We start from the raw sequence: 20,777 nt of genomic DNA, 5'->3' as shown, positions 1-20,777 counted from the left end.
CAGGTTCGGATCAGCAGTTTCGGATCAGCAGGTTCGGCTCAGCACACACGGCCGGCTCAACAGGCCGGCTCAGCAGGCCCGGCCCAGCACGCCCGGCTCAGCGGCCTGGCTCTCCAGGCCCGGCTCAGCGTCCCCCGGCCGCCACCCTGATCGCGCCGTTCACCGTCTCGGCGGTGATCGTGTGCGTGGCGGTGGGGTCGGTGGGCACGCTCGCGGTGTCGACCCGGCCGAGCACGGTGCTGGCGGTCACCGCGTAGCGGGTGCCATCGTCCGGAACGCGCACCGTGATGGCGCCGTTTGTGCTGGTCGCGCTGATGTCTTCTGGGGCGGCGATGAAGCCGAGCTCGACGGAGCCGTTGATGGTCTCCGCGTGCACCGCGGCAGACGTGGCCTCCTGGACCCGGACGCTGCCGTTGGTCGTGATCAGCCCCAGAGACCCGCTTGTGCCGGTCGCCTCGATGCTGCCGTTTGTGGTCTCGAGGCGGATGTCCCCGGCCAGGTCGCTCACGGTGATTCGCCCGTTGATGCCGTGCGCGGCGACATTCAGGCTCGCGGGGAGGGCAACGGTGACGGTCACGTCACAGCGGGAGAAGAACCAGAACCGCGGGCACTCGGCGTCGATCTGAGCAACCGTGCCCGCCACCTCTGCTTTGAGGGTGGGAGCCTGGCCGGTATGGCTGCCGGTCATCGTCACGTGAACCTGGCCGTCGGTGCTCGCGAGCAGATTCAGGGTGGCGTTCGGGGCGTCGATCGACACGCTTTGGGCGCCCTCCAGCGTCGCACTCCTGTCCACGGCTTTGGCCGGGGCAAAACTGAACCACGCGAAAATGAGCGCCGCGATGATCGCAAGCAGCAGGATGACTCCGACCGGGATTCCGATGGCCAACCACAGGATCGTCGAGCGCTTGACGGCGCCGGGAGCGGGCGGTTGCGGGGAGGGATGTCCGGGCTGAGCCGCTGGCGAAGGATTCGGTGTGTACGTCATACGTCAGGGAGTCTCGTTCTCGCGTTGTCGCGGGCTGGGGATGCCGCTATCTGTCGGCGGCCTCGCCTCGTAATGCACTCTCCAGCGTAGCCCCGCTACCGGCAACCGAAAACGCTGGTATGGGGTTAGTTCTGGCCCGGGGAAACGATGTGTGCCGAGCTTCGCCGGATGGCCTGAATGGTGATGGGGCCCGGATGAGCCCGAACTAGTTGATTTTGCTGTCTGCTGCGACTTCGCTGATGCTGTAGATGCTGTAGATGCTGTAGATGCTGTAGATGCTGTAGATGCTGTAGATGCTGTAGATGCCGCTGATGCCGCTGACTTCAATCGACCAGAGGACACCGGTGAGCCCAGGTGTAGCCGCGATTTACTGTGCAGGGGGATAGGTCGCTGGGCGGGGTCTTCGGTCACCGGCGGGACCAGCTGGTATTCGGCGTTGCCCACCCGGGTGATCTTCCACTTCTTGTTGTGCAGGAGCAGGTGATGTCGTTTGCAGAGCAGGATCCCGAGACCGATATCGGTTCTGCCCCGATCCCGTTTCCACTCTTCGATGTGGTGTGACTCGGTCCATGACGGTGGTCGGTCGCAGTCGGGCCACATGCAGCCGCCGTCGCGCGCGGCGAGCCCCTGTCGTTGCCTCTGGTTGAACAGTCGCAACAGCCGGCCGACGTTCAGGCATTGGCCGTCGTCATCGAACATGATGGGTACCGCTCCAGTAGCGCACAGTTCCCGTTCGAACGTCTCGATCGGGACCACGTCGGGGTGCCCCTCGATGAAACCGTGCCCGGTGTCGGAATTGGCGCGAGTGCCGGTGCCAGTCCCAGTGCCGGAGCCGGCCACCTCCAGCGAAGTCTCCTTGACGATCAGTCTGACTCCGGGCCGGGCACCGCCGTAGATCGTGCCCGGGTCGGCGTTCACCGCCACGTGCAGCAGCTCGATGAGCCCTTCGGCGGCGATGCGCTCGGTGCTGCGCGGATCGTGCAGCACGCGCTCGTACCACTTCTTGCGGGGTTCTTTCACGAATCGTGGCCCGCCGGTGCGCGGGGAGATCATTTGATCGACGACGTCTTTGAGGAACATGCCATTCTCGGGGTCGAGCAGGAACCTGCCGGCGACCATGCCGTCGGTCTGCACCCACACCGTCAGTGACTGTCGTTCGCGTTTGCTCTCGGCGCGGGCAGCGATGCCGGCCGCGTCGATCTGGTCGCGTGCCCAGCGGGCCTCCTTGTGCGCCTGGTCGGCGTTCAGGTGAGCACACTCGGCGATCAGGCCCACCAGCGCCTCGGCCAGCATCTCACCGCTCACCCCGATTGCCGGTTCGCCGAGGCCTTGACGGATCGAATGCGCGGTCTCGGCGCCGATCACCCCGCCCGCCACGGCTATACCCAGTGGAGAATGCCACACCTGGCCGGCGGCCGCCAACCGGGCTAACCCGTCATCGTCGGGGTTCTGCGCGGACTGGACGGCCAAGTCGTGGGCAGCTTCGGCCTCGGCGACCATGGTGCCCACTTTCAAGCGGCGGCGCGTGGCCTGTTTACCGTCGCCGGTCAGGCTCTGCAACATTGCTTCGGTATTGACGTGCCCCTTGCGCCACGCCAGGCCGTCTTGGCCGAGTGTTCGATTCGAACGGCGGTCGATCTCCGCGGCCGATAGCGACGCGCCCCGTTCGGCGGCACGCATGAGTTCGGTGGCGGCGACGTGTGCCGCCGTCAGCTCATCGTCGGACAGGCCGGTGTAGGAGGCGGCGCGGAGTCCCGCGGCCTGCACCTGGGCGACCAACCCATCGAATAGGTTTTCGATCTCTGACATGCTTCAATGGTATTTGGAGCCACTGACATTCGGATATAATGCCGCTAATCTGGGGGTAACATCTCGAATGATTGCCTGTAGAGGAGGCGCCCGACGGCCGGGCATCCGCACGGAGCGCCTGCCCTGATCATCCCTTCAGCGCGTCGCGACGCCCCTCAGCGGGCCCACCAGGCGCCCCCGGCGCCATCGGAGGCGCCGCTGAAGGCCCCCTGGACGCGCCCCCGAACATGCCCTTGGACGCCCCCGAACGCAATTGGACGCGCGATTGGATACGCCCCCGGATGTCACCCGCACGCCGCCGGGCGCCCAAACCGCAGGAAGCTGCGCCGACAGGAGCGGATTCTTGGCGCCGAAATATTCGAGTGCGGGAGACCGGGAGCAGGTGACACCGCGGGTCCAGGTCGAATGAATATCGGTGAGTCGCGCCGGGATCCGCTGCCTACTTTCCAGAACACGGTGTGCACCGATCGGGGAATACCCGTTGGTGAAGGCAACGGATAGCATCGAAGAGTTGATCCTGGGGTTTCTGTGACGGCTGCTCGTCCTCCGTTGTACGAGGTTCTCCGAGTCGACCCTTCCGTGACTCAACTTGAGCTGAAGCGCGCCTACCGCAGAAAACAACATTCCGCTCATCCGGATACCGGTGGCAGCGCGGAACAGTTCCACGCCGTGCAGGCTGCCTGGGCGATCCGGGGGAGCCGCGTCGGCGCGCTGAGTACGACCGCTCACAGCAAGAGAAAATGAGCGCCACCGGTGCCCAGAATTCAAGATGGGCGCCGAGCCGACGCCCAGAACCGTTCTCGTCGAACCCGCAAGACGAGCGCACGGGCCAACCGAGGCCGACACGCAGACCCGGGCCGACGCACAGGTCAGGGCCGACCCCCAGACCTAACCGAGTAGACAGTTGCGGGCATCCGGGCGGTAGCGCTCGGCAAAGCTACCTAGAGCATTTGGGCAACTGGGCAACGAACCCGCGACCTCCGGCGCCCCCAACGCGCCTCCGGAAAGGTGGACCTGTTCGGCCCATCCGTGGTGTCTGCCTCCGTGCATGGTTTCGGCTGTGCCTGAAGATGTCAATCGACTTTGCCGTGGTTGGCGCGATAGTTTCCCTGGTGACCGGGTGGCGGCTGGGCCGCCTGAGCTCTGAGACCGCAACCTTTTGGCCGGTCGTCGCACTGGCCGCGGGAGCAGCCGCTCTGCCCGGGATAGTGAGTTCTATCCCGATCTCCCTGCTTCGACATTGGCGCGACCCGTATTGGCGTGAACTTGTGTGGTTCAAAAAGGAGAAAAAGCGCCAACACGAAGTCGAGAACGCAGCATTTCGTGCCGCGAAACGCGTGTACGAGGAGAATTTTCGGTCTCTGGCCCCAATGCACTGCCCGCATCCCCATTTTCGGCCGAGGCCCTACGCGTGGTGCCGGCGATCATTCGACGGTGGCTTGACAAGGCCCACGCCCAAGAGGAGACCGCGCGCGTGTTGGCCCGCCTCAACGCGAACTTTTCGGTTTGGCATGACCTGCGCATCGGCGTAATGGCCGGTGGCCAGCTTGCGGGGATCGACCATATCGTCGTGGGCCACCAAGGGGTCGTCCTCGTCGAATCGATCGAGGAGAAAGATCCGATCATTGTGCGAAACAGGCGGCTGACAAAGGGCGGGGAATCCACGTGGGTGGAGTTGATCCGACCCCGGATGCTAGCGGCCAGCCGGATATTCCCTGATGTTTCGGCGATTCTTCTCGTCTTTGCAGATGCAGCGTTGGTCGACCCTGGGCATCAACGCATTGACGGCTTTCCGGTGCCCGCGTTCGCGGTCGGATCTTCCCGGCTGGCCGACACCCTCCTGAACGGGCTGCCGGGCATGGCCCAGGTTTCACGCGGGCGGCACGGACGGTTGCGGGATAGTGCGGCTGGCGTTGCCCGGTTCGCCTGAACGCGCTGGTTCTTTTGGATGCGTCCGTCGCGACTCATGCAACGAAACGCGTTCGAGGTGGACGCCGGAGGACAAGCGGTAGCTCGGCGTGAAGAATTTACGATTCGAGGAACGACTCAAACCGCTCAAATCGGTGTTCCCAATTGCCTCAAGGCGCTTGTCATCAAATCTGCAGCGCATCTTATCTATCAACGGGATCGCAAGCGACACCTCGATGATGGACCGACTCTGCTCGCGGCGATAAGTGCAGTCAGTAAACCGCCGTTAGATGTGCTGAGTAAGAATGATCACCGTCGCCTGAATCGCCTCCCGGACTCCCTCGATGATGCCAACGACGACTCGTGGTTAGTCCTCGATGACGTTGAACGCTCCCGAGGCAGCTGAATGCGAAACGACTCAGGTTGGCACCATGATTGCTGGCACTGTCGGCATACCGGGTGCGAGGTACAGTCGGCACGAGTTCCAGCGGATCAAGCCCAGCACGACGCCGACTAGGAAGTGCTATCTACTCGCCCAGTTCTGCTTCACGAGAAGCTTGTTCTTGAGTTAAGTCGTCTACGCCAGTCTCATAGCCGTCACAACTTGTTGTGGTGTTTGCGTCAAGGCCAAGTTGGTACCGGATCTCTTGGCCTGCGGCCGCTTGCTCAGGAGTAGCCTCTACCCAAGTTGCGTAATAGGCATCCCTAAAAGTTGCAGTGTTCGCGATAGCGTTCAAGGTCGAAAGCTCTGCCATATACGAGTTGCGTATGTGCCCAATATGGTCGCGGACGGCCACTGGCCAAACGAAGTACTCGTCGTCGAGTAATGCAATCGTCGCCCTATTGAGGTCGACGCGCTTCTGCGCGGCAACTTTGACCGGAGTCGGATCTGGGTCGCCGCCGTCAAACAACTCACTCTCGCCCGAGTCGAACGAGGCAATGAGTTCGGCGATTGCAATGTTGTTGGGGCAGACCAAGTTCAAGAATCGTTCCGACGCATCGGTGTCAGTAAGCTTCACCGGCCCCGGGTCCCTCGTTGGAGTTGGAATTGGACTGGCAGTGGGACTTGTTTCTGTAATTGAATTTGCTGGCTTGATTTCGTCCGACTCGGTCTGAACCTCGCCTGCGCAGCCGACCAACGTCAGAGTAATCGCAACCACAGCAGTTACCGGAATGATGAATTTCATAGTCTCCCACTATTTATTTTGAGTAAGTCCTAGGCAAGCTTGGCGGACGAAGCGATCGCGTGATAGCCACCGTTCGGGGGACGCCATCTTGGGAAATTGGTAAAGCTGAGCTCTTGCCGACGGCTAAGGCCCGGCTGTCTCTTCTCGGCGCGGCGGTCTGAGGTCGAGCGTCGCAACTGTTGAATCGCTGATACCTCTGCGCCGCAAGATTTCGAGCATGTCTTCCTGCCGAGGTTGGCCGAGAGTCAATCGATAGAGAGCGAGCGATTCTTTTAACCGGTCAGTTCTGGCCAGATCCCGACTAAGTGGGAACGACACGAGCTGCCGTTCAACTTTTGCCTCTCCGGGGTAGATCCAGAACGGGGAGAACTCGCCGAGTTCCTTGTGACTGTCGGCGGCTGCCGCGAACGCCGCCCTCCAAGGGTTGGGATCGCTTGACGCGAACACCTGTTCACGATGCGCGGCTGCAATGTTTTTGCGCACCGCATGACCAGCAAAGCGATTGACGCGGCCCTCCCGTTGCTCGAAATCCACTGGGTTTGATGGCACATTCCAATGCAAGACTGCGTGACTCCACCAGTGAAAATCGATTCCTTCCTGCCCGACACTGGTTGAGGCGAGCACAAACGGCCAGAACGGGCTGTTGAATGCGTGACGAATCTCGGGCTGCCTTGCGCTCTCTTCGTTCTGGTCTTTGCCCCCGTAACGCAAGGCAAACCGTGCTGTCAGTGGAATATGAGCGTCTTCGGCGTCGAAATCCCGCGCTCGATAGGTCGAGGGCCGCATTGTCATGGCCTGCACCATCCGCTCCGCGATGTTCATAAGCATCTCGTCAGTGAGTGCGGTTCCGGCGGCTTCGCTGCGCAATTGGAACGCGTATTCATCGAGCGATGCCTGAAGGTTCCCGTCTGCGCAGTAGTCGAGAACCACTTGCCAATACGATTCCTCATCGGCTTGCTTGATCTGGTCGAGCAACAACATCGAGTTGGCCCTATTGAACAGGCTTCTCAGCCCGTTCCCCAACATTGCAGCGGCCCGCCACTGGCCGGCGTCGCTCGTGGCGTCATCCTCTTCTCGGAGACGACCGAGAGCGCGAAACCCAATATTCCCAGGCGCATGCAGTGCGAGCCGGGCGAGCTCGGGATGTGCCGTGGGCGACTGTGCCGCTTCGATCGTCTCCATTGCTTGAACGATATGGGCGGTGTGAGCAGTGTGCCTGCTGCCCGCGGTTTGTTCATCTTGTTCGTCAGTGCCGTCGCGCGGGTGAGCCCTTAGAAGTTGCGTCAACTCGGCAGGATTCTCTGTGAGACCGGTAGGAATCGCCCCAGGAGCTGCGAAGAATGCCTCCCATGCAAAGCCAACGTCTTCTCCCGTAGCCAGCACTTTCGCGAGCGTGACCTCGGCCTCACTTGCGGGGATGTTCGCCTTCGCTCCACGCACCAGCCGCAGTGGGTCACCAACTTTGGCAAGCCCCGGATGCGGCCAGAACAGCGCGAGCGTCGACATGCTTGCGGGCTTCTCGGTGTCGGTTGAGAGGCTGTAGATGAGCCGCCCCCGGATCGATTTGCGAGCAGTGGCCGAGTTGTCCGTCAGACGGGAGCCTTTGGCGGTCCGCCGGTCGGCTTCGTAGCTCAGCAGGCTTGCGATTGCCGTGGGGGTTGCTGACCAGGCAGAGAACACCACTCGTTTGGTCACGCTGCCGGATGCGACCGAATCATAGACGTTTCCGGGGTTGAAGTAGGGCAGAGACGGTGGCATCCACAAAAGCTTCCACCAGCCCTGATCGATGGTTTCTGCGGCAAGCGCGCGCAGGTGGCTATTGCCTAGATCGATCTCCGAAAAACTCTCGATGGCGTCGGCGTTCAGTCGTTGCAGGGCGTTAATGTGGGTTTCGAGGTCTCCGGGAGATTCGGCCAGCCGCCTGTCGAGCGCTTTGGATACCTTGTAGTTGTCCATGAAACTGGCGAAGTACGGAATCGACTTCCAGTATTCGATACCGGTGGGTGCTTCGAGCTCTGTCGAGAGTTCTTCGAGGGCGATGTAACCGGCAAGATCCTCTGCTTCTGGAGCCGCAGATTCGAGTCTGCGTTCACGGAGCATGTCTCCAGCACCGATTTGCGGTCGCTCAGTTCTGCTCATGACTGTGAGCAGCCTGTCGCGCAGTAGGTCAATGGAGCTGTTGACCACGTGATTGTTGACCACTTGGTCACGGTACTCGGCGAAACCCCCACGAATATCGGCCAGCGACACATCTGAGCCGTCAATGAGAAAGTTCAATGTCGCCATGAGGTCGGCGTAGTGATCATCACCGGTATCGTCGCTTGCCTGAGTGAATGGTTTGTACGGGGTGGCTGATAACAGGAGCACCTTGGCAGATGAATAGTTGAAAAGGGCGTGCGCGAGCTCTGCTGCATCACTGCCCTGATCGACATCGAGAAGGTGCCGGAATCGTTGAAACTCGTCGAGAATTATGAGATCAGGGGTCAGCGTGTCGACGCTGGCCGCGGCTAAGGCACCGCGGAGCTTCGAGGTGAGATGCCACACATGGTTGGTCACGCCAGCCGGGATGGTGCTCTTGAAGGCGAAACTCCTGATCGTCGTAAGGTAGTCGTCCTGCAGGCCTGATTCGGTGATGCTCTTTTGAAACGCAGCAACGATATTCGGGTCGACTGGGCCCTTCAATTCGTAAAGCATGTTGCGAATACGCCAATCAAAGGCACTTTTCGTGCGGATGGTCCCTTGGAAGAACATCCGTGAGGCTCTCTGTTCAGGGCGCGAAAGTTCTAGCATGTCGGTCAAAATGAGATGAAGTAGGGCCCGTTCATCTCCAGTGCCCGTGCGCCACCCCATCTCGAATGAGGTGCCAGGGGTGAATGAGACAAGATTAATCGGCTTGCCATGTGCGGAAGTTGCTTCGTTGAGGCGCCGCGATTCGCGGGCGAGCAAAGTTAACCTGCTGGTGAGACCAATATGCGGATCACCCGTGACATTGAGCCGGCGCAGGTTCTGCGAGGCCAGATCTTGGTTCGAACAGATGTAGACGATATCTATTCGTTTGACGGTGTCATCGTGTTGCAGCCTCTCAATAGTTCGGGCGATCACCCCGCGCGCAACAACACTCTTTCCCAGCCCCGTTTCATCGGCGACCAGGAATCGACCGCTCGAGTTGGGGTCACCGAAAAATCGGTGAATTACGTGCTCGACCGCATCGCGCTGGAAATCTTTCAGCTCGGCAAGGACCGGTTCCGCAGAGAAGCCATTCATGAGCGCACCCCCGACTGTGCCACGCGGGCCTGCCAGATAGGCTCCCAGACTTCGTCGAAGCCGTGCGGCAACACCGTCGCAGTCCCCTCTTGGGCGCGCATGCGTTCGATGAGTTTCGCAAGATCGTCTAGTCCGCGAGGATTCTTGGCCAATGCGTGCACGAGGCTTTCGAAGACTCCAGACCCATCGCCGGTCCAGGAGCCGAAAGTGCCACCTGAGCCCACGACCGATTGTGCACTGGTGCTGGTTGCCCCGCCGAGACTGAGCATGAGAAACAGAAAGCGCAAAAACTTTTCCGGCGTGTCAATCTGCCGGGCGAGTACGGTGTCACGTCGGTGGGCAACGTCGCCGATTAGCTCGGCGCACACGATTGTGCTCCGAGCCTCACCTCGGCTATCGGTCGCACGGATGATGACAAAGGGAGTGATATCGGTGAGTTCGATACCCTCGAACCGGGCTGCGTTCTCGACCGGGAATGCACGTGTGTTCGCCGGTCGTGTCAACAGCCGAATCTCCGTCACTATGTCGCTCGGAGGAGAGTGCGACTCGATCGACTCGACCGTCAGTGCGAAGCTATCCGCTCCATCTTGCTCCACAACGTTCCGGAGCCGAACACACGCTAGGGAGCGGATCGCGACCTCCAGCGCCCGGTCAGCTTTCTCGGTCTCGGACTCCTCAGCCCCGCCTGTTGCTGTGTACGGGACGGTGAGGTTTCGAAGCGCTGATTTCTCTCCGAAGGTTGCGTGCACGCCGACCCGGGGTTGTGGCCCCACCATTTCGATGAGAAATTCGATGTTGCCGCCGAACGCCGCGCTGGTGGCGTTCGCAGAACCGATGATCGCTCGTGAGCCCGACTTTCGGTCGAGAAAGTATGCCTTGGCGTGCAGCCCGACAAGCGGGTCGTCGTCAGCCTCGTCGCTGTCACGTACTGCATCGTCCAGCACATGTGCTTCGATGAGCGTCAGTGTCTTCGGCTGAAGCCGTTCGAAGCTGTCCGCGCGAGAGATAACTTGTGCCCGCTCCTGGCTCCACAGGGAGGTACGGTTGATTCCTTCATCGGAGAGAAACGGCGAAATGATCAGGTGGCGTGCACCACCGAAGTCAATGTTTGTGGGGCGACCAAGGCCCAAAGCATGAAACGTCAGATCACGAATGTCGTCGGGGTACTCCCACTCGACCGCCCCGACACGTTCGGCCAGATCTTCAATCCTTCGCGCGCGCTCGGTAGGCAAAGCTGTCACGGCAAGAGAGGGAAGCGCGCGAACCAGTTCGCTGAGCGGTTCGTTCTGCTCCCTCGTGTGGCCGCCGGCGCTCATCGTGCCATCCAGGCGCACCACAAGATCCCAGCTGCGGTCGGCCGTGATGTTGCGACTTGAGCAGAGCAGCCGAAAGCTGCGGTGCTCGCCGCGGGCGTATTCGAGCAGCCAAACTTTGGGGTGAAACAAAGTTCCAGGCCGACGGGGTCCGACTGGGTGCACCATAGGCTCCAAGAACGCGACGAGATCGGATGCCTCTCTCGGCACCGCGATCTGGCCGGCTTGCCCGAAGATATCGACGAGATCGGCTGCCCGTCGAACAGCATCGAGAATTGCCACCGGATCGTCAGATTCGCTTACCTGGTGGCCGGCGAAGGCGAGCGGGATCGCCAGAGCACTGGTGAGATCGAGGGTGAACGTGGTTCCAACGGCGTGCAGCAGTTCGTATCCGGTGGGTGGTCGCAGTTGTTCGGTGAGCGCGGCGCGCACGTCGGGTTCAAGCATCGTCTCGCTCCAGCCCATCGTGCAGGTCGGTCAAGATTCCTCGTACTTGCCCCCAGCGGTACGTCAGACGACCGGTTCCGGCGGCCCCCGACCAACTCTGCAGGAGGCGTGCATTGCGCAGCCTCGCCTGCGCGCCCTTGCGGCGCTCGCGGTTAGCAATGAGCGAACGCAGGTCCGTATCGTCGGCCAGGTCAAGGGGGCCATCAGTAAGCACTCTGTCCAACCACTCATTCATAAATCGCATGGATCCGGCCATGCGCGAGTTCTTCTTTTGCACGAGCTCCCAAAAGTCATCGCGATCCCAGCTGTGGAGATCGCCGGCGAGGTTCTCGCGTTCACGCTCCCACTCCGAGAGGCGCAGTCGGTAGTCGTCGACACGGCCGTCGACACGATCGAAATCGGAAGCATCGTAGGCTTCGGCTAACAGCAAGTTGTAGAGCAACGAGGCTCCGTTCACCGTGAATGAGAACAACCGAGCGTGACGCAATTGCTCGCGAACGGCAGTGGGTGCTGACAAAGTTGCCGGATCCGACCACGGGTGGTCGCTTGTCGGTTGGGGCCGGTGGCCGAGCAGATGTGCGAGGAGAGAACCTTCTGCGCCCTCAAGAATACGGTCACGCAACCACTCGGCTTCCGGCCGGCTCAGGTCGAAACCGGTGTCGGTGTTTTCGGGAAAGTCTTTTGGCGCCGGTGGGAGCGTGGGTGACCAGGCCCCCGGCACATACGGTTGGTCTTCTTCGGTGGCAGGTGTACCGATGCCGGTCGCGATGACATCAGATCGGGTCATGCTCGGAACGCGAAGGATCCCATATTGGCGAAGGGCCACCCAGTAGAAGTTTGACGGCAGCGTCTTTAGCGCTGCTCCTGCCTCTTTGCCAATGAGGCCAACACCATCACTTTGTTGAAGGAGCGTCGAGATCAGGGTGCGTTCACTCTTGTCGACGCGCGCGGCAATTTTATTTGTTTCCTGGCCGGGCCTATGGGCGGTGACGAAGACCCACGGGACGAAAAGCATGTAGCGTGCGCGAGTGAACAGGGTGGACGTGCCCGGGAAGAGCGTGTCGCTCAGGGCATCCCGGATCTGGCCGATGCCCAATTCGTCTCGGCTGTCACGGTCGCTGAAGAGGTTCACGATTTCGCGCATGCGGCGCTGCTGCTCGCTCGACGCGTCGAGCCACGCTACAAGTGCCGCCATTAAGTTCCCCCTGTGCGTTCCGTTCATGGTTTTCCTTGGCAATTTCAACCCTATCGGCGGGTGCAGACACTCAGTCCTGGGAACCCGTCGTTTGCTCATACGGGCACCCGAATGCCATCAGTTGCGCGCAGGGCATGTGTGTCCGCGGCCTCCAGCACCCCGTTTTGGGACATGCTGCTTCTGGCCCGTGACTAATAGCATCGGAAATGGCTCGTGGAGCCAGGAGCTTGACCGATGAAGGAGCGTCATACGTCGTGGTAACCATGATCCCGCCCTACCCGCGCGCCGGAGCGAACCGTTCCGAGAAGCAGATCTTCAGTGCACTCGAAGGCATCCTCGATCGGCCCGAGTGGGTGGTGATCCATTCCCTGACGGTGGCACAGAATCTAGGTGCGCTCATGGGCGAAACAGACTTCGTCGTGATTGCTCCGGGCAAGGGCATCCTGCTGATTGAGGCGAAGTCGCCCAAATATGTCGAGTACAAGGCGGGGGACTGGTATCTCGATCGCACGCCGCAACCGCACAAAGATCCGCTGAGACAGTTGGACAGCGCGCGGCGCAGCATCCGGGGGTTCTTACGAGAACGCGACCTGCTGCGCGGGGATGAACCCATCGCACGGCTCCTGTGGTTCACCTCGCTCGGGCGCCACCAGTTCGAGAACAAGTCACCCGGTGACCTCCAGTTCTTCGAATGGGAACTCGGCTGGCACGACGACCTGCAAAAGCCGACCTGGCTGGTGGAGAAGGTGCTCGACGAACACAACAACTGGTTTCGCGAGGTTGATGAAGTTCAACTCGACCCCACTGCGCTGACCGCCAGCTACGCGCAGGCGATCACGGGTGCGCTCGTCAGCGACTTCAAGGCGCAGCAGTCACGCGCGGAACAACTCAAAGAGCGACGCACTCAGGAGGAGCGCCTGCTTGCGGAGCAGAAGTTCGTGCTGGAATTGGTGGAGACCAACGACCATGTCTACTTCGACGGGCCGGCCGGCACCGGGAAGAGTTTCCTCCTAGCCCGGGCGGCGCGCAGCTTCGCCAAGCAAGGGAAACGAGTGCTGGTCACCTGCTGGAACCTGCTGATGGCCGACGAGCTGCGGGCTCTCGTAGGCACGCACGCCACCGAAATTGAAGTTGCCGATCTCAATTCCGTCATGCTGAGCATCTGTGGTCTGCCAACCAACCCGTCAGGCGCCGAGAGCGGCTGGTATCAGGATGAACTTCCGCGCATGACCTTGGAGCGATTGCGGGAGAAGCCCTACCTGGGCTCCTACGAAGCCATTTGCGTCGATGAGTTTCAGGATGTCGCCGGCAACCCTCTCCTCTTGGATGTGCTGTTCGCGCTTTCGGGAACCGGTGGCCCCGACGGAACCCAGCTCGTGTTCGCGGGGGATGATAAGCAACAGATCTTGCGCACGGCCGCTGAGCGGGTCAACGCCTATGCGATCGCGCGGCAGCGGATCGGGGACCTGGTTCACGTGCGGGTGCGGCGAAACTGTCGCACGGTGCCTGCGGTCATCGACGGCGCCGAGAAGACGCTCGGCCACAATCTGGGTTTTACCGGCCACAAGGTTTCACGAAGTGTCCCCGGCGGCTTTGACGTGGTGGCGGTCGAGCCCGGTGGTGAGACGAAGGCGCTCGCCGCGGCCCTGCGTGGACTGCTCGAGCATCACGATGCAGAAGACATCGTGGTGCTGAGTCCCTTCGGCGAGAACACATCGACGGTCGGACAGCTCCTGAAGCGCCCCGAGAAGAGCAAGGACGAGAGGTGGTTGCGCAAGCAACTGCAACATGAGGGCTCGCCTGGGAAGATCCGCTGGCGCTCAATCTTCAAGTTCAAAGGGCTCGAAGCGGATGCCGTAGTAATCTGCGACCTCAACGATGAGGCCAAGGCGTTCATCGACGGCACCGACCTCAACTGGGAGGACCTGCTTTATGTGGGGCTCACCCGCGCGAAGTATCGGTGTGTAGTGCTCGACGGGGCTGGGGCACCCTAATCGTGAGGAGCAAAAACCAGATTGACTCGGGTCGCGCTTTGCGTAAATGAAACTAATGGGAGCATCAATGTCTAATACCGGATTCGCCGTCGTCGACGTAGAGACCACCGGACTCTTTCCGGGCGGCCACGATCGCATTGTTGAGATCGCCGTTGTGCACGTGGACGCGAATGGCATCGTCGAGGGGCAGTGGGACACGTTAGTGAACCCGGGCCGCGATCTGGGACCGCAACGGGTTCATCGGGTGCGAGCCGCTGACGTGATGCACGCGCCGACCTTCGCGCAAATCGCCCCACGGTTAGCGGGGCTATTGAGCGGCCGCGTGCTGGTCGCCCACAACGCCAGTTTCGACACACGATTCTTGCTCGCCGAATTCGAACGCAGCGAGGTCGTACCCAGCATGGTGTCCCTGTGCACGATGCGGTTGGCCCGGGACTTCCTGCCGGGCGCGGGGCGCGCCCTGGCTGATCGCTGTGCCGCATTCGACATTGATCTGGTCGACGCGCACCGGGCATCCGCCGACGCGCTTGCGACCGCACAACTTCTGTGCGCGTATATGAAAATTGGAGGCGACCCGAGCTTCTGGCAATGGCACATCGACACGGCCGCAGCCCAGCCATGGCCCGCGTTGACCGGAGAAGAGAGCCAGTGGCTCCCTCGGGAAAGTGCTCCAAGTTGGGCGACTCCGGAAACGACAGCTGCATCCTTTTTGGAAAGGATCACCGTCAAACTGCCGGAGTATTCAGGGCCGGTCGAACGGCTCGACTACCTGGCTCTCCTTGACCGATGCCTCCTGGACCGCTCCATCTCGGCTCACGAGGCCCAGGGGCTGGTCGCTTTGGCTGAGGAGTCCGGTCTGGGCCGCGATGATTGCGAAGAACTGCACCTGCAGTACTTCAACGAGCTGGTTCGGGTCGCGTGGTCCGACGGCATCCTGACGCCCGACGAGATGGCGGATATCTCGAAGGTGGGTGACCTCCTTGCCATTCCGTCCGGTCTCATTAGCGAGACTTTGGGGAAACCGATTGATGTGGCGACTGCTAATGCTGGGCACGCCGCCGTTGAGGCTTTTACCCTTGTTCCGGGAGATCTCGTAGTGCTTACGGGTGAAATGGCCCGGGTGCGTTCGGAGTGGGAGGCCGAGCTGAGTGCACTCGGTTTCGTCCCGTGGAGCGGAGTCACCAAGACGGTGAAGCTGCTCGTCGCCGCCGACCCGGACTCACTCTCGGGCAAGGCACGTAAGGCGCGAGACTACAACATTCCGGTGGTGGACGAAACAGGGTTGCGAAGACTCCTGGCCGCGTAGTCGCACTCTGCGGCCCGTTCGGGGACTCCCTCGAGTTGCCCGTGGCTCGGTACCGTGGGGAGAGCCCTGAGGAGCCACATGACCGCGAGCCTAGACACGACGACTCAACCTGCTGAGAGCACGGCCAACGCCGCTGTCTTCTCCATGCGTAACCGCGTCCCCGCGCAATCAGTCCTTGAAGAACTCGTGCAGCATCAGGCCGGCACGCCGCCTCGATCGCTGTGGGCCCGCTTCTTCGGCCGCTCGCCGCTCACCGCCGACAGCGCGGCCTGGTATCAGGGCGCCCGCGGTGAAATCGCGGTCGGCGCCATCCTTGCCAGGCTGCCCGAAAACTGGACCGCCTTCCACGCACTCCCAGTCGGAACCAAAGGCTCCGACATCGACCACCTCGTCGTCGGACCGGCCGGCGTCTTCACCATCAACACGAAACACCACAGCGGCAAATCGATCTGGGTTGCACCGCGCACCTTCATGGTCAACGGTCAAAAAATGCCGTACATCCGCAATTCAGAACATGAAGCCGCACGAGTTACCAAAATTCTCCAGAGGCGGATGCCGCAACTAGCGCCCGCACAATCCGTGATCACTCTCGTCGACCCGAAGAAACTCACCATCAAACAAAAACCTCAGCAGGTGCAGGTACTTGACGCCCGACACCTGCGGCGCTGGCTGATGAAACGACCGGTGGCGCTCACCGCCGCCGACTTGGATCAACTTGTCGAGATCATCGACGACCCTGCAACTTGGAGCCCGGCGCCCGCAGCGGATGCCAGTGTGTTGATGGCGCAGTTCAATAACCTTCACGCGGAAGTTAAATCTGCACGTTTTGGGCGTAGCCTGTGGGCACTCCTGTTCACCGCTGCTTTCATCGGTGCTGGTATCGCGGCCTTTCCGCTGCTGATCGACTTCTTCATGACGCTGGCATCGTCGCTAATCAAATGACCTGACGCCGTCGCCCCACGAAATCATCGTGCTCAGGGCGAGATTGATTGGCCTCGTTCGGAATGAAGGCGGAGTTGGCGCCACACGGGTTCATTCCCACGGCCGGGTCACCAAAAGGTGTAAGTGGCGTCGCCGCAAACCCGGTTTAACTTTCGGGCATGGCGCGAATTGCGCGTGAGTTACTGTCCACTCGATGGGGTCATGAGGTACTCGTAAAGGCTCGACTCGATGGGGCTCTTCATATCGAGCTTCATGGTCACGACATCGAGGGCCTTGCCGTGCTCGTCGGGCATTTGCTCTTGACGTGCGCCTTGGGACTTGGCTTCGCCGAGATAGTAGAAGTCGGTACCTTCCGCATCGTCTTTTTTCGCAAAGAGGTGCAACGGGAAGCGGTTCTCGACAATCGCCTGCACTTCGCCGCTTTTCAGCGTGCGTCTGCTTCGCGTGTACCAATTCAGGGTTGACGGGCTGAGGAATTCGTCCTCGTACTTTGTGCTCGCTGAGACCTCGTCGTCCTTGTGATACGTGACAAAAATGGGGCAGCTGCTGGAGTAATAATCCACCTTGTACCCATAGATAGTGCTTTGCTGGTTCGTTTCCCAATTGAGCAGACGACAGACGTCTTTGCGTGAGTATCGGCGACCGACCTCAAGTTCACTGCTCCAGTTGTGACGGTGTCTGGCGAGGTACAAGCCGGTCTCGATGACATCCCGCACCTGTTCTTGGAACAGGTGACTCTTTCGCCAGTGCCCCAAGAATTGGTCTCCGAGGTGGTAGCCCTCGTCGCCAAGTTCAACTATTGGCTTGGCCCCGTACTTGGTGGCCTCTGCTTCTGTGAAGAATTCTAGGTTGAGCACTCGCTGCACGGATTCAATTGTTGCTGTGTCATTCGCGAGACTGTTCTTAGCGAGAATCTCGATAAAGCTTTCTGCAGAAACCGATGAAGTCTGGTCCAAGAGCTCCTCAAGAAGCAGGAGTTCATGGGGACGTTTACCGTTGAGCAGCTCGCCTGACAAATACGTCAATACCGCATCTTCATAGGCGCCGGCCACAGCATCCACACGCTTCAGCTTGTTGAGAAACTTCCAGTAGTTGCCCTCCTTGGTGGCCAGCACGACGGCATCGACAGTGTCGAACCGAGCGAAGTCCATCAGTCGTGGAGGATGGCCGAGCCTGCTCTCAAGCTCGACGAAGGCTCGCTTGAGGTTCTGCATGCTGTCCAACTTGGTCGACGCCAGCGACTTGAAGATCCTCTCCTTTGAGATCATGTCGAAGTTGACGCTGGAGAGGCCCGAAATCGCGCCCGCCTCTTGGGCATCGATGATGTTCTTGCGAATCGAGTCTTTGTTGAGTGAGTTGTCGCCGAACAGCGCGATCGGAATCAGGTAGTTGTTGGCGTAGTTGCCAATGAAGTCGATCACGACCAGATGATCTTTGCCGAGGTTCTTGCGAAGCCCTCGACCCAGTTGTTGCGTGAAGACGATGCTGGATTGGGTCTGCCGGAGCATTACGACTTGATTCACCGAAGGAATATCAATTCCCTCATTGAAAATGTCTACAGTGACGATGTACTCAAGCTCGCCGCGCTCCAGCATTCGCACCACAGCTTCACGCTCGCCGATGGAGTCGTCGCCGGTCAGCGCTCTGGTGCGAAGCAGGCGTCCGTGCATTTCACGTTGGTTCAGTAACGCGGAAAGCGCGCTCGCCTCGTCTTTTCTGCTGCAGAAGATTAGGCCACGTACCGGCGCACCCGCATGCCCGTACTTCTTGACCGCGGAGAGGAGATAGTCCACCCGCTCGGAATCAACGAGTTTGCTGAGCTCCGCTGTTTCATCAATGACTTCCCCGTCGGATGCCACAAAATCAGTCACCCCGTAATAATGAAACGGTGCCAGCATCTCCGCCTCGAGTGCCTTTTGGAGGCGAATCTCGTAGGGCACGTTGTAGTCGAAGAGCTCGAACACGTTGAAGTCATCGGTGCGCTCGGGAGTGGCGGTCATGCCGAGAAGAAACTCGGGGCGGAGCCACTCGATTACCCGGAGGTAGCTCGCGGCACCCGCTCGGTGCACTTCGTCGATGAGAACGTAGTCAAACGCGTCGGGAGAGATCAACTGGAGATTGTCGGGCCGAGAAAGCGATTGAATGGTCGCGAAGACGTAGCGACGATTGATCTCTTTGCTGGAGCCGGCAAATTTGCCAAAGTCGCTGTCAGGGGCATTGAGCACGCGCTTGAATTCGTAAATGGCCCGATCGATGATTTGCTCGCGGTGAACGATGAATAGCATGCGCTTGGGGGCGACGGCGCGCACGTCGAGGGCGGCAAGGATTGTCTTCCCGGTGCCCGTGGCAGAAATAACTACGGCTCGGCTCTCCCCGGAATCCCGTGCTTTCTTAATCTCCGCCAGTGCGTCGATCTGCATAACATTTGGCTGGATGGTCGCATTCGCCGAGATATCCCCGAAGGGCACCGCGGGATCAGGCATGAGTAAGGCAGCCCGCGCTTGTGGAACCCAGGTGGCTTCATAAGCCGCAATCCACTCAGGGGTCAGCGGTGATGCCGCATCGATATGCGCCTGAACGGCATGATTGAGTTGCTGAACGATGTCGCCATCGGGGAGGGCGGAGAAGCGCAAGTTCCACTCGTGGTTTTTCAGTAATGCGAACTCGGTCAGGTTTGAGCTGCCGATAATCGCGGTCGTGCTCTCATCCTGCTCAAAGATGTAACCCTTGGCGTGGAATCCCGCTGCCACGTCAGGGTAGATATGTACATCGACATTCTCGAGATTGAGAAGTTCCCGAAACGCTGACGGGGAGTTGAATCCCAGGTAGGTGGAGGTGACGATCGTCCCCGGCCCGCCAAAATCGACGAGAGCTTGTTTGAGTAAGGCGATCGCGCTCGGCGTGACAAAGGCAACAGAAAATATGAAGCGCCGCGAACGCTTAAGCTCATCTCGGACAGCTCGGAGCATGGTGTTCTTGCCCGTGTTGGAAACAAGGACGGGCTGAAAGAGCTGTTCGGTGGGTGTCTGCGCGTCCAGGAATCCGAACGTGATATCAAGCGTCAGCTGACTTCGGGTTGAGCTCACTATTGGAAGTCCTTCATGACACGTTCTACCGCAGGAATATCAGCGGGCGCCCATTCAAGTTGATCCAGGTCAGCCGCCGGCACCCACCGAATCTCAGAGTGCTCGGTCAGCCGCGGCTCGTCACCAAGAAGTGAACAGTAAAACGTAGTAAGAATGACGGTCCCGAAGTCGTATTCATATGCCGTCGTCTCGATCTGGTCACCGATTTCGACTTCACAATGGAGCTCTTCGATGAGCTCACGCCGAAGCGCTTTTTCAGGTGATTCTCTGGGCTCTATCTTGCCACCAGGAAATTCCCACATGTTAGGCAGCGACATTTCTGAACTTCTCTTGGCCGCAAAAACTGTCGTGCCCCGCGTCAGAACCGCACCCACCACGTTGATTTGTTTCTTCACTTCCGCCCCATTTGCATTAACGCGAACACAGGGCAAGCTTAGCGAGGGAGGGCCGAGCCACAACGAAACTTGTTGACGGTCCTGAACGTACCGACCTAACAGAGAGTCAATGGACTGCGCGCTCAAAGCTTTGTCAGCCCGATCGGACATTGTGACTGCGTTTGGGATGGTCAGTCGCTGACCCTACTGAGCGACCAGAGGCTGATCGTGCTCCGTTAACGTTTCCGTTTGTCAACGTTGCGGCGAGGACGACCACTTATGCGCGTCCGACGGTTCTGTCGTCTCAAGTGCTCCGTATGGCGGAGCGTTCTGGCCCGAATCTTTCTGGTGATGTAAATACGCTGCCAGGTCCGCTACCGAATTGAAGGCGGCGCGGGAGCGTGAGGAGACATGGCGGTGGTAGCTCTTGTGGCTGTGCGCCAAGAGCGGAATCATCAGATAACCTTTTGACGGATGGCATACGTTCCCGTCTGATCACCAGCGATGACGCGCGAACAGGAAATAGTGCATGTTGAAGAAAAATGAACAGGGGGAGTGTATAGCCGAGCATGACACTGAGGACAGACATTTCGACCTGCGAGATGTGGCCGAGGGCATATTCGGCCGGATAGGCAGGAGCGACATGCGGCAGTCGGCACAAATGCTGGTGAGGCCATGACACTCCTCAAGGTAGTCGCGGTTCTGACAGTGATCTTCGCGGTGCTCGTTGCTTCCGTCTTCAGCTGGAACTTCTTCGCTGTGCTCGGCGTCTTAATCCTCGCCTGGGCGGCGCCTATCGGCCTGGTAGCAATCTGGTGGTACGGCACTGGGTGGTTGGTTTCGCAGGTCGCAGAGTTGATACAGAAACACGATGACTGGGGGAAGGCTAAATGATGCAGAAATGCATTCGACGCATCGGCTTGACGGCAAAGATGATTCCGGCTGTCCGGAGAGGCCAGCAATTGGG

14 protein-coding genes are annotated in these 20,777 nt (G+C 60.1%); 6 read left to right on the top strand and 8 right to left on the bottom strand.

Translation table 11 applies throughout. The features are described from left to right. Positions 1-124 precede the first annotated feature (124 nt). Positions 125-985, bottom strand: coding sequence for a DUF4097 family beta strand repeat-containing protein (locus DL891_RS14300; RefSeq protein ID WP_111721133.1), 861 nt, complete (start codon positions 983-985; stop codon positions 125-127). 3 nt (positions 986-988) lie between these two features. After that, the gene (locus DL891_RS14295) at positions 989-2,794 is read right to left on the bottom strand and encodes an HNH endonuclease signature motif containing protein (RefSeq protein ID WP_111721132.1); all 1,806 of its coding nucleotides are present in this window, start codon (positions 2,792-2,794) and stop codon (positions 989-991) included. Between the two features lie 528 nt (positions 2,795-3,322). Between DL891_RS14295 and DL891_RS17815 the strand changes: the two genes are divergently transcribed. Then, the gene (locus tag DL891_RS17815; protein ID WP_111721131.1) at positions 3,323-3,538 is read left to right on the top strand and encodes a J domain-containing protein; all 216 of its coding nucleotides are present in this window, start codon (positions 3,323-3,325) and stop codon (positions 3,536-3,538) included. Between the two features lie 667 nt (positions 3,539-4,205). Next, positions 4,206-4,724 (top strand): nuclease-related domain-containing protein, encoded by a 519-nt coding sequence (locus DL891_RS14285; RefSeq protein ID WP_157962530.1) that lies wholly within the window; start codon positions 4,206-4,208, stop codon positions 4,722-4,724. 505 nt (positions 4,725-5,229) lie between these two features. Here the strand turns inward: DL891_RS14285 and DL891_RS14280 are convergent. The 4 genes from DL891_RS14280 to DL891_RS14265 form a co-directional block, all read right to left on the bottom strand. Continuing rightward, complete coding sequence (locus DL891_RS14280; protein WP_157962529.1) at positions 5,230-5,889, bottom strand: hypothetical protein; 660 nt, start codon at positions 5,887-5,889, stop codon at positions 5,230-5,232. A 123-nt stretch (positions 5,890-6,012) separates the two neighbouring features. Then, entirely contained in the window at positions 6,013-9,153 is a 3,141-nt protein-coding gene (locus DL891_RS14275; protein ID WP_111721128.1) for a helicase-related protein, read from the bottom strand. After that, the gene (locus tag DL891_RS14270; RefSeq protein ID WP_111721198.1) at positions 9,150-10,913 is read right to left on the bottom strand and encodes a phospholipase D family protein; all 1,764 of its coding nucleotides are present in this window, start codon (positions 10,911-10,913) and stop codon (positions 9,150-9,152) included. Before DL891_RS14270 ends, DL891_RS14275 begins: the two co-directional genes overlap by 4 nt. After that, the gene (locus DL891_RS14265) at positions 10,906-12,108 is read right to left on the bottom strand and encodes a DUF6361 family protein (protein ID WP_111721127.1); all 1,203 of its coding nucleotides are present in this window, start codon (positions 12,106-12,108) and stop codon (positions 10,906-10,908) included. The genes DL891_RS14270 and DL891_RS14265 overlap by 8 nt, the downstream gene beginning before the upstream one ends. Before the next feature lie 263 nt (positions 12,109-12,371). Between DL891_RS14265 and DL891_RS14260 the strand changes: the two genes are divergently transcribed. From DL891_RS14260 to DL891_RS14250, 3 genes are all read left to right on the top strand, one after another. Continuing rightward, positions 12,372-14,102: a nuclease-related domain-containing DEAD/DEAH box helicase gene (locus DL891_RS14260; RefSeq protein ID WP_232819202.1), complete on the top strand. Its 1,731-nt coding sequence runs from the start codon at positions 12,372-12,374 to the stop codon at positions 14,100-14,102. Between the two features lie 67 nt (positions 14,103-14,169). Next, positions 14,170-15,408 carry an exonuclease domain-containing protein gene (locus tag DL891_RS14255; RefSeq protein ID WP_111721125.1) on the top strand — a complete coding sequence of 413 codons (1,239 nt, stop codon included), beginning with the start codon at positions 14,170-14,172 and terminating at the stop codon, positions 15,406-15,408. Between the two features lie 78 nt (positions 15,409-15,486). After that, positions 15,487-16,350: a nuclease-related domain-containing protein gene (locus DL891_RS14250; RefSeq protein WP_111721124.1), complete on the top strand. Its 864-nt coding sequence runs from the start codon at positions 15,487-15,489 to the stop codon at positions 16,348-16,350. A gap of 179 nt (positions 16,351-16,529) precedes the next feature. Here the strand turns inward: DL891_RS14250 and DL891_RS14245 are convergent, their stop codons facing one another. Next, complete coding sequence (locus DL891_RS14245; protein WP_111721123.1) at positions 16,530-19,436, bottom strand: DUF3427 domain-containing protein; 2,907 nt, start codon at positions 19,434-19,436, stop codon at positions 16,530-16,532. Next, positions 19,436-19,831: a (deoxy)nucleoside triphosphate pyrophosphohydrolase gene (locus tag DL891_RS14240; protein WP_111721122.1), complete on the bottom strand. Its 396-nt coding sequence runs from the start codon at positions 19,829-19,831 to the stop codon at positions 19,436-19,438. Before DL891_RS14240 ends, DL891_RS14245 begins: the two co-directional genes overlap by 1 nt. Positions 19,832-20,485: 654 nt before the next feature. On the opposite strand from DL891_RS14240, the gene DL891_RS14235 reads away from it, so the two are divergent. Further along, positions 20,486-20,704, top strand: coding sequence for a hypothetical protein (locus tag DL891_RS14235; RefSeq protein ID WP_111721121.1), 219 nt, complete (start codon positions 20,486-20,488; stop codon positions 20,702-20,704). Positions 20,705-20,777: the final 73 nt, after the last annotated feature.

The sequence above is a fragment of the Homoserinimonas sp. OAct 916 genome (assembly GCF_003260275.1).
In the GTDB taxonomy this organism is placed as follows: Bacteria; Actinomycetota; Actinomycetes; order Actinomycetales; family Microbacteriaceae; genus OACT-916.
This window is presented reverse-complemented; position numbering and strand designations above follow the sequence as displayed.

Excerpts from the sequence above, each read along its gene's own strand:
- DL891_RS14300 (WP_111721133.1), bottom strand. The coding sequence starts at position 985 with ATGACGTACACACCGAATCCTTCGCCAGCGGCTCAGCCCGGACATCCC.
- DL891_RS14295 (WP_111721132.1), bottom strand. The coding sequence starts at position 2,794 with ATGTCAGAGATCGAAAACCTATTCGATGGGTTGGTCGCCCAGGTGCAG.
- DL891_RS14280 (WP_157962529.1), bottom strand. The coding sequence starts at position 5,889 with ATGAAATTCATCATTCCGGTAACTGCTGTGGTTGCGATTACTCTGACG.
- DL891_RS14275 (WP_111721128.1), bottom strand. The coding sequence starts at position 9,153 with ATGAATGGCTTCTCTGCGGAACCGGTCCTTGCCGAGCTGAAAGATTTC.
- DL891_RS14270 (WP_111721198.1), bottom strand. The coding sequence starts at position 10,913 with ATGCTTGAACCCGACGTGCGCGCCGCGCTCACCGAACAACTGCGACCA.
- DL891_RS14265 (WP_111721127.1), bottom strand. The coding sequence starts at position 12,108 with ATGGCGGCACTTGTAGCGTGGCTCGACGCGTCGAGCGAGCAGCAGCGC.
- DL891_RS14260 (WP_232819202.1), top strand. The coding sequence starts at position 12,372 with ATGATCCCGCCCTACCCGCGCGCCGGAGCGAACCGTTCCGAGAAGCAG.
- DL891_RS14255 (WP_111721125.1), top strand. The coding sequence starts at position 14,170 with ATGTCTAATACCGGATTCGCCGTCGTCGACGTAGAGACCACCGGACTC.
- DL891_RS14250 (WP_111721124.1), top strand. The coding sequence starts at position 15,487 with ATGACCGCGAGCCTAGACACGACGACTCAACCTGCTGAGAGCACGGCC.
- DL891_RS14235 (WP_111721121.1), top strand. The coding sequence starts at position 20,486 with ATGACACTCCTCAAGGTAGTCGCGGTTCTGACAGTGATCTTCGCGGTG.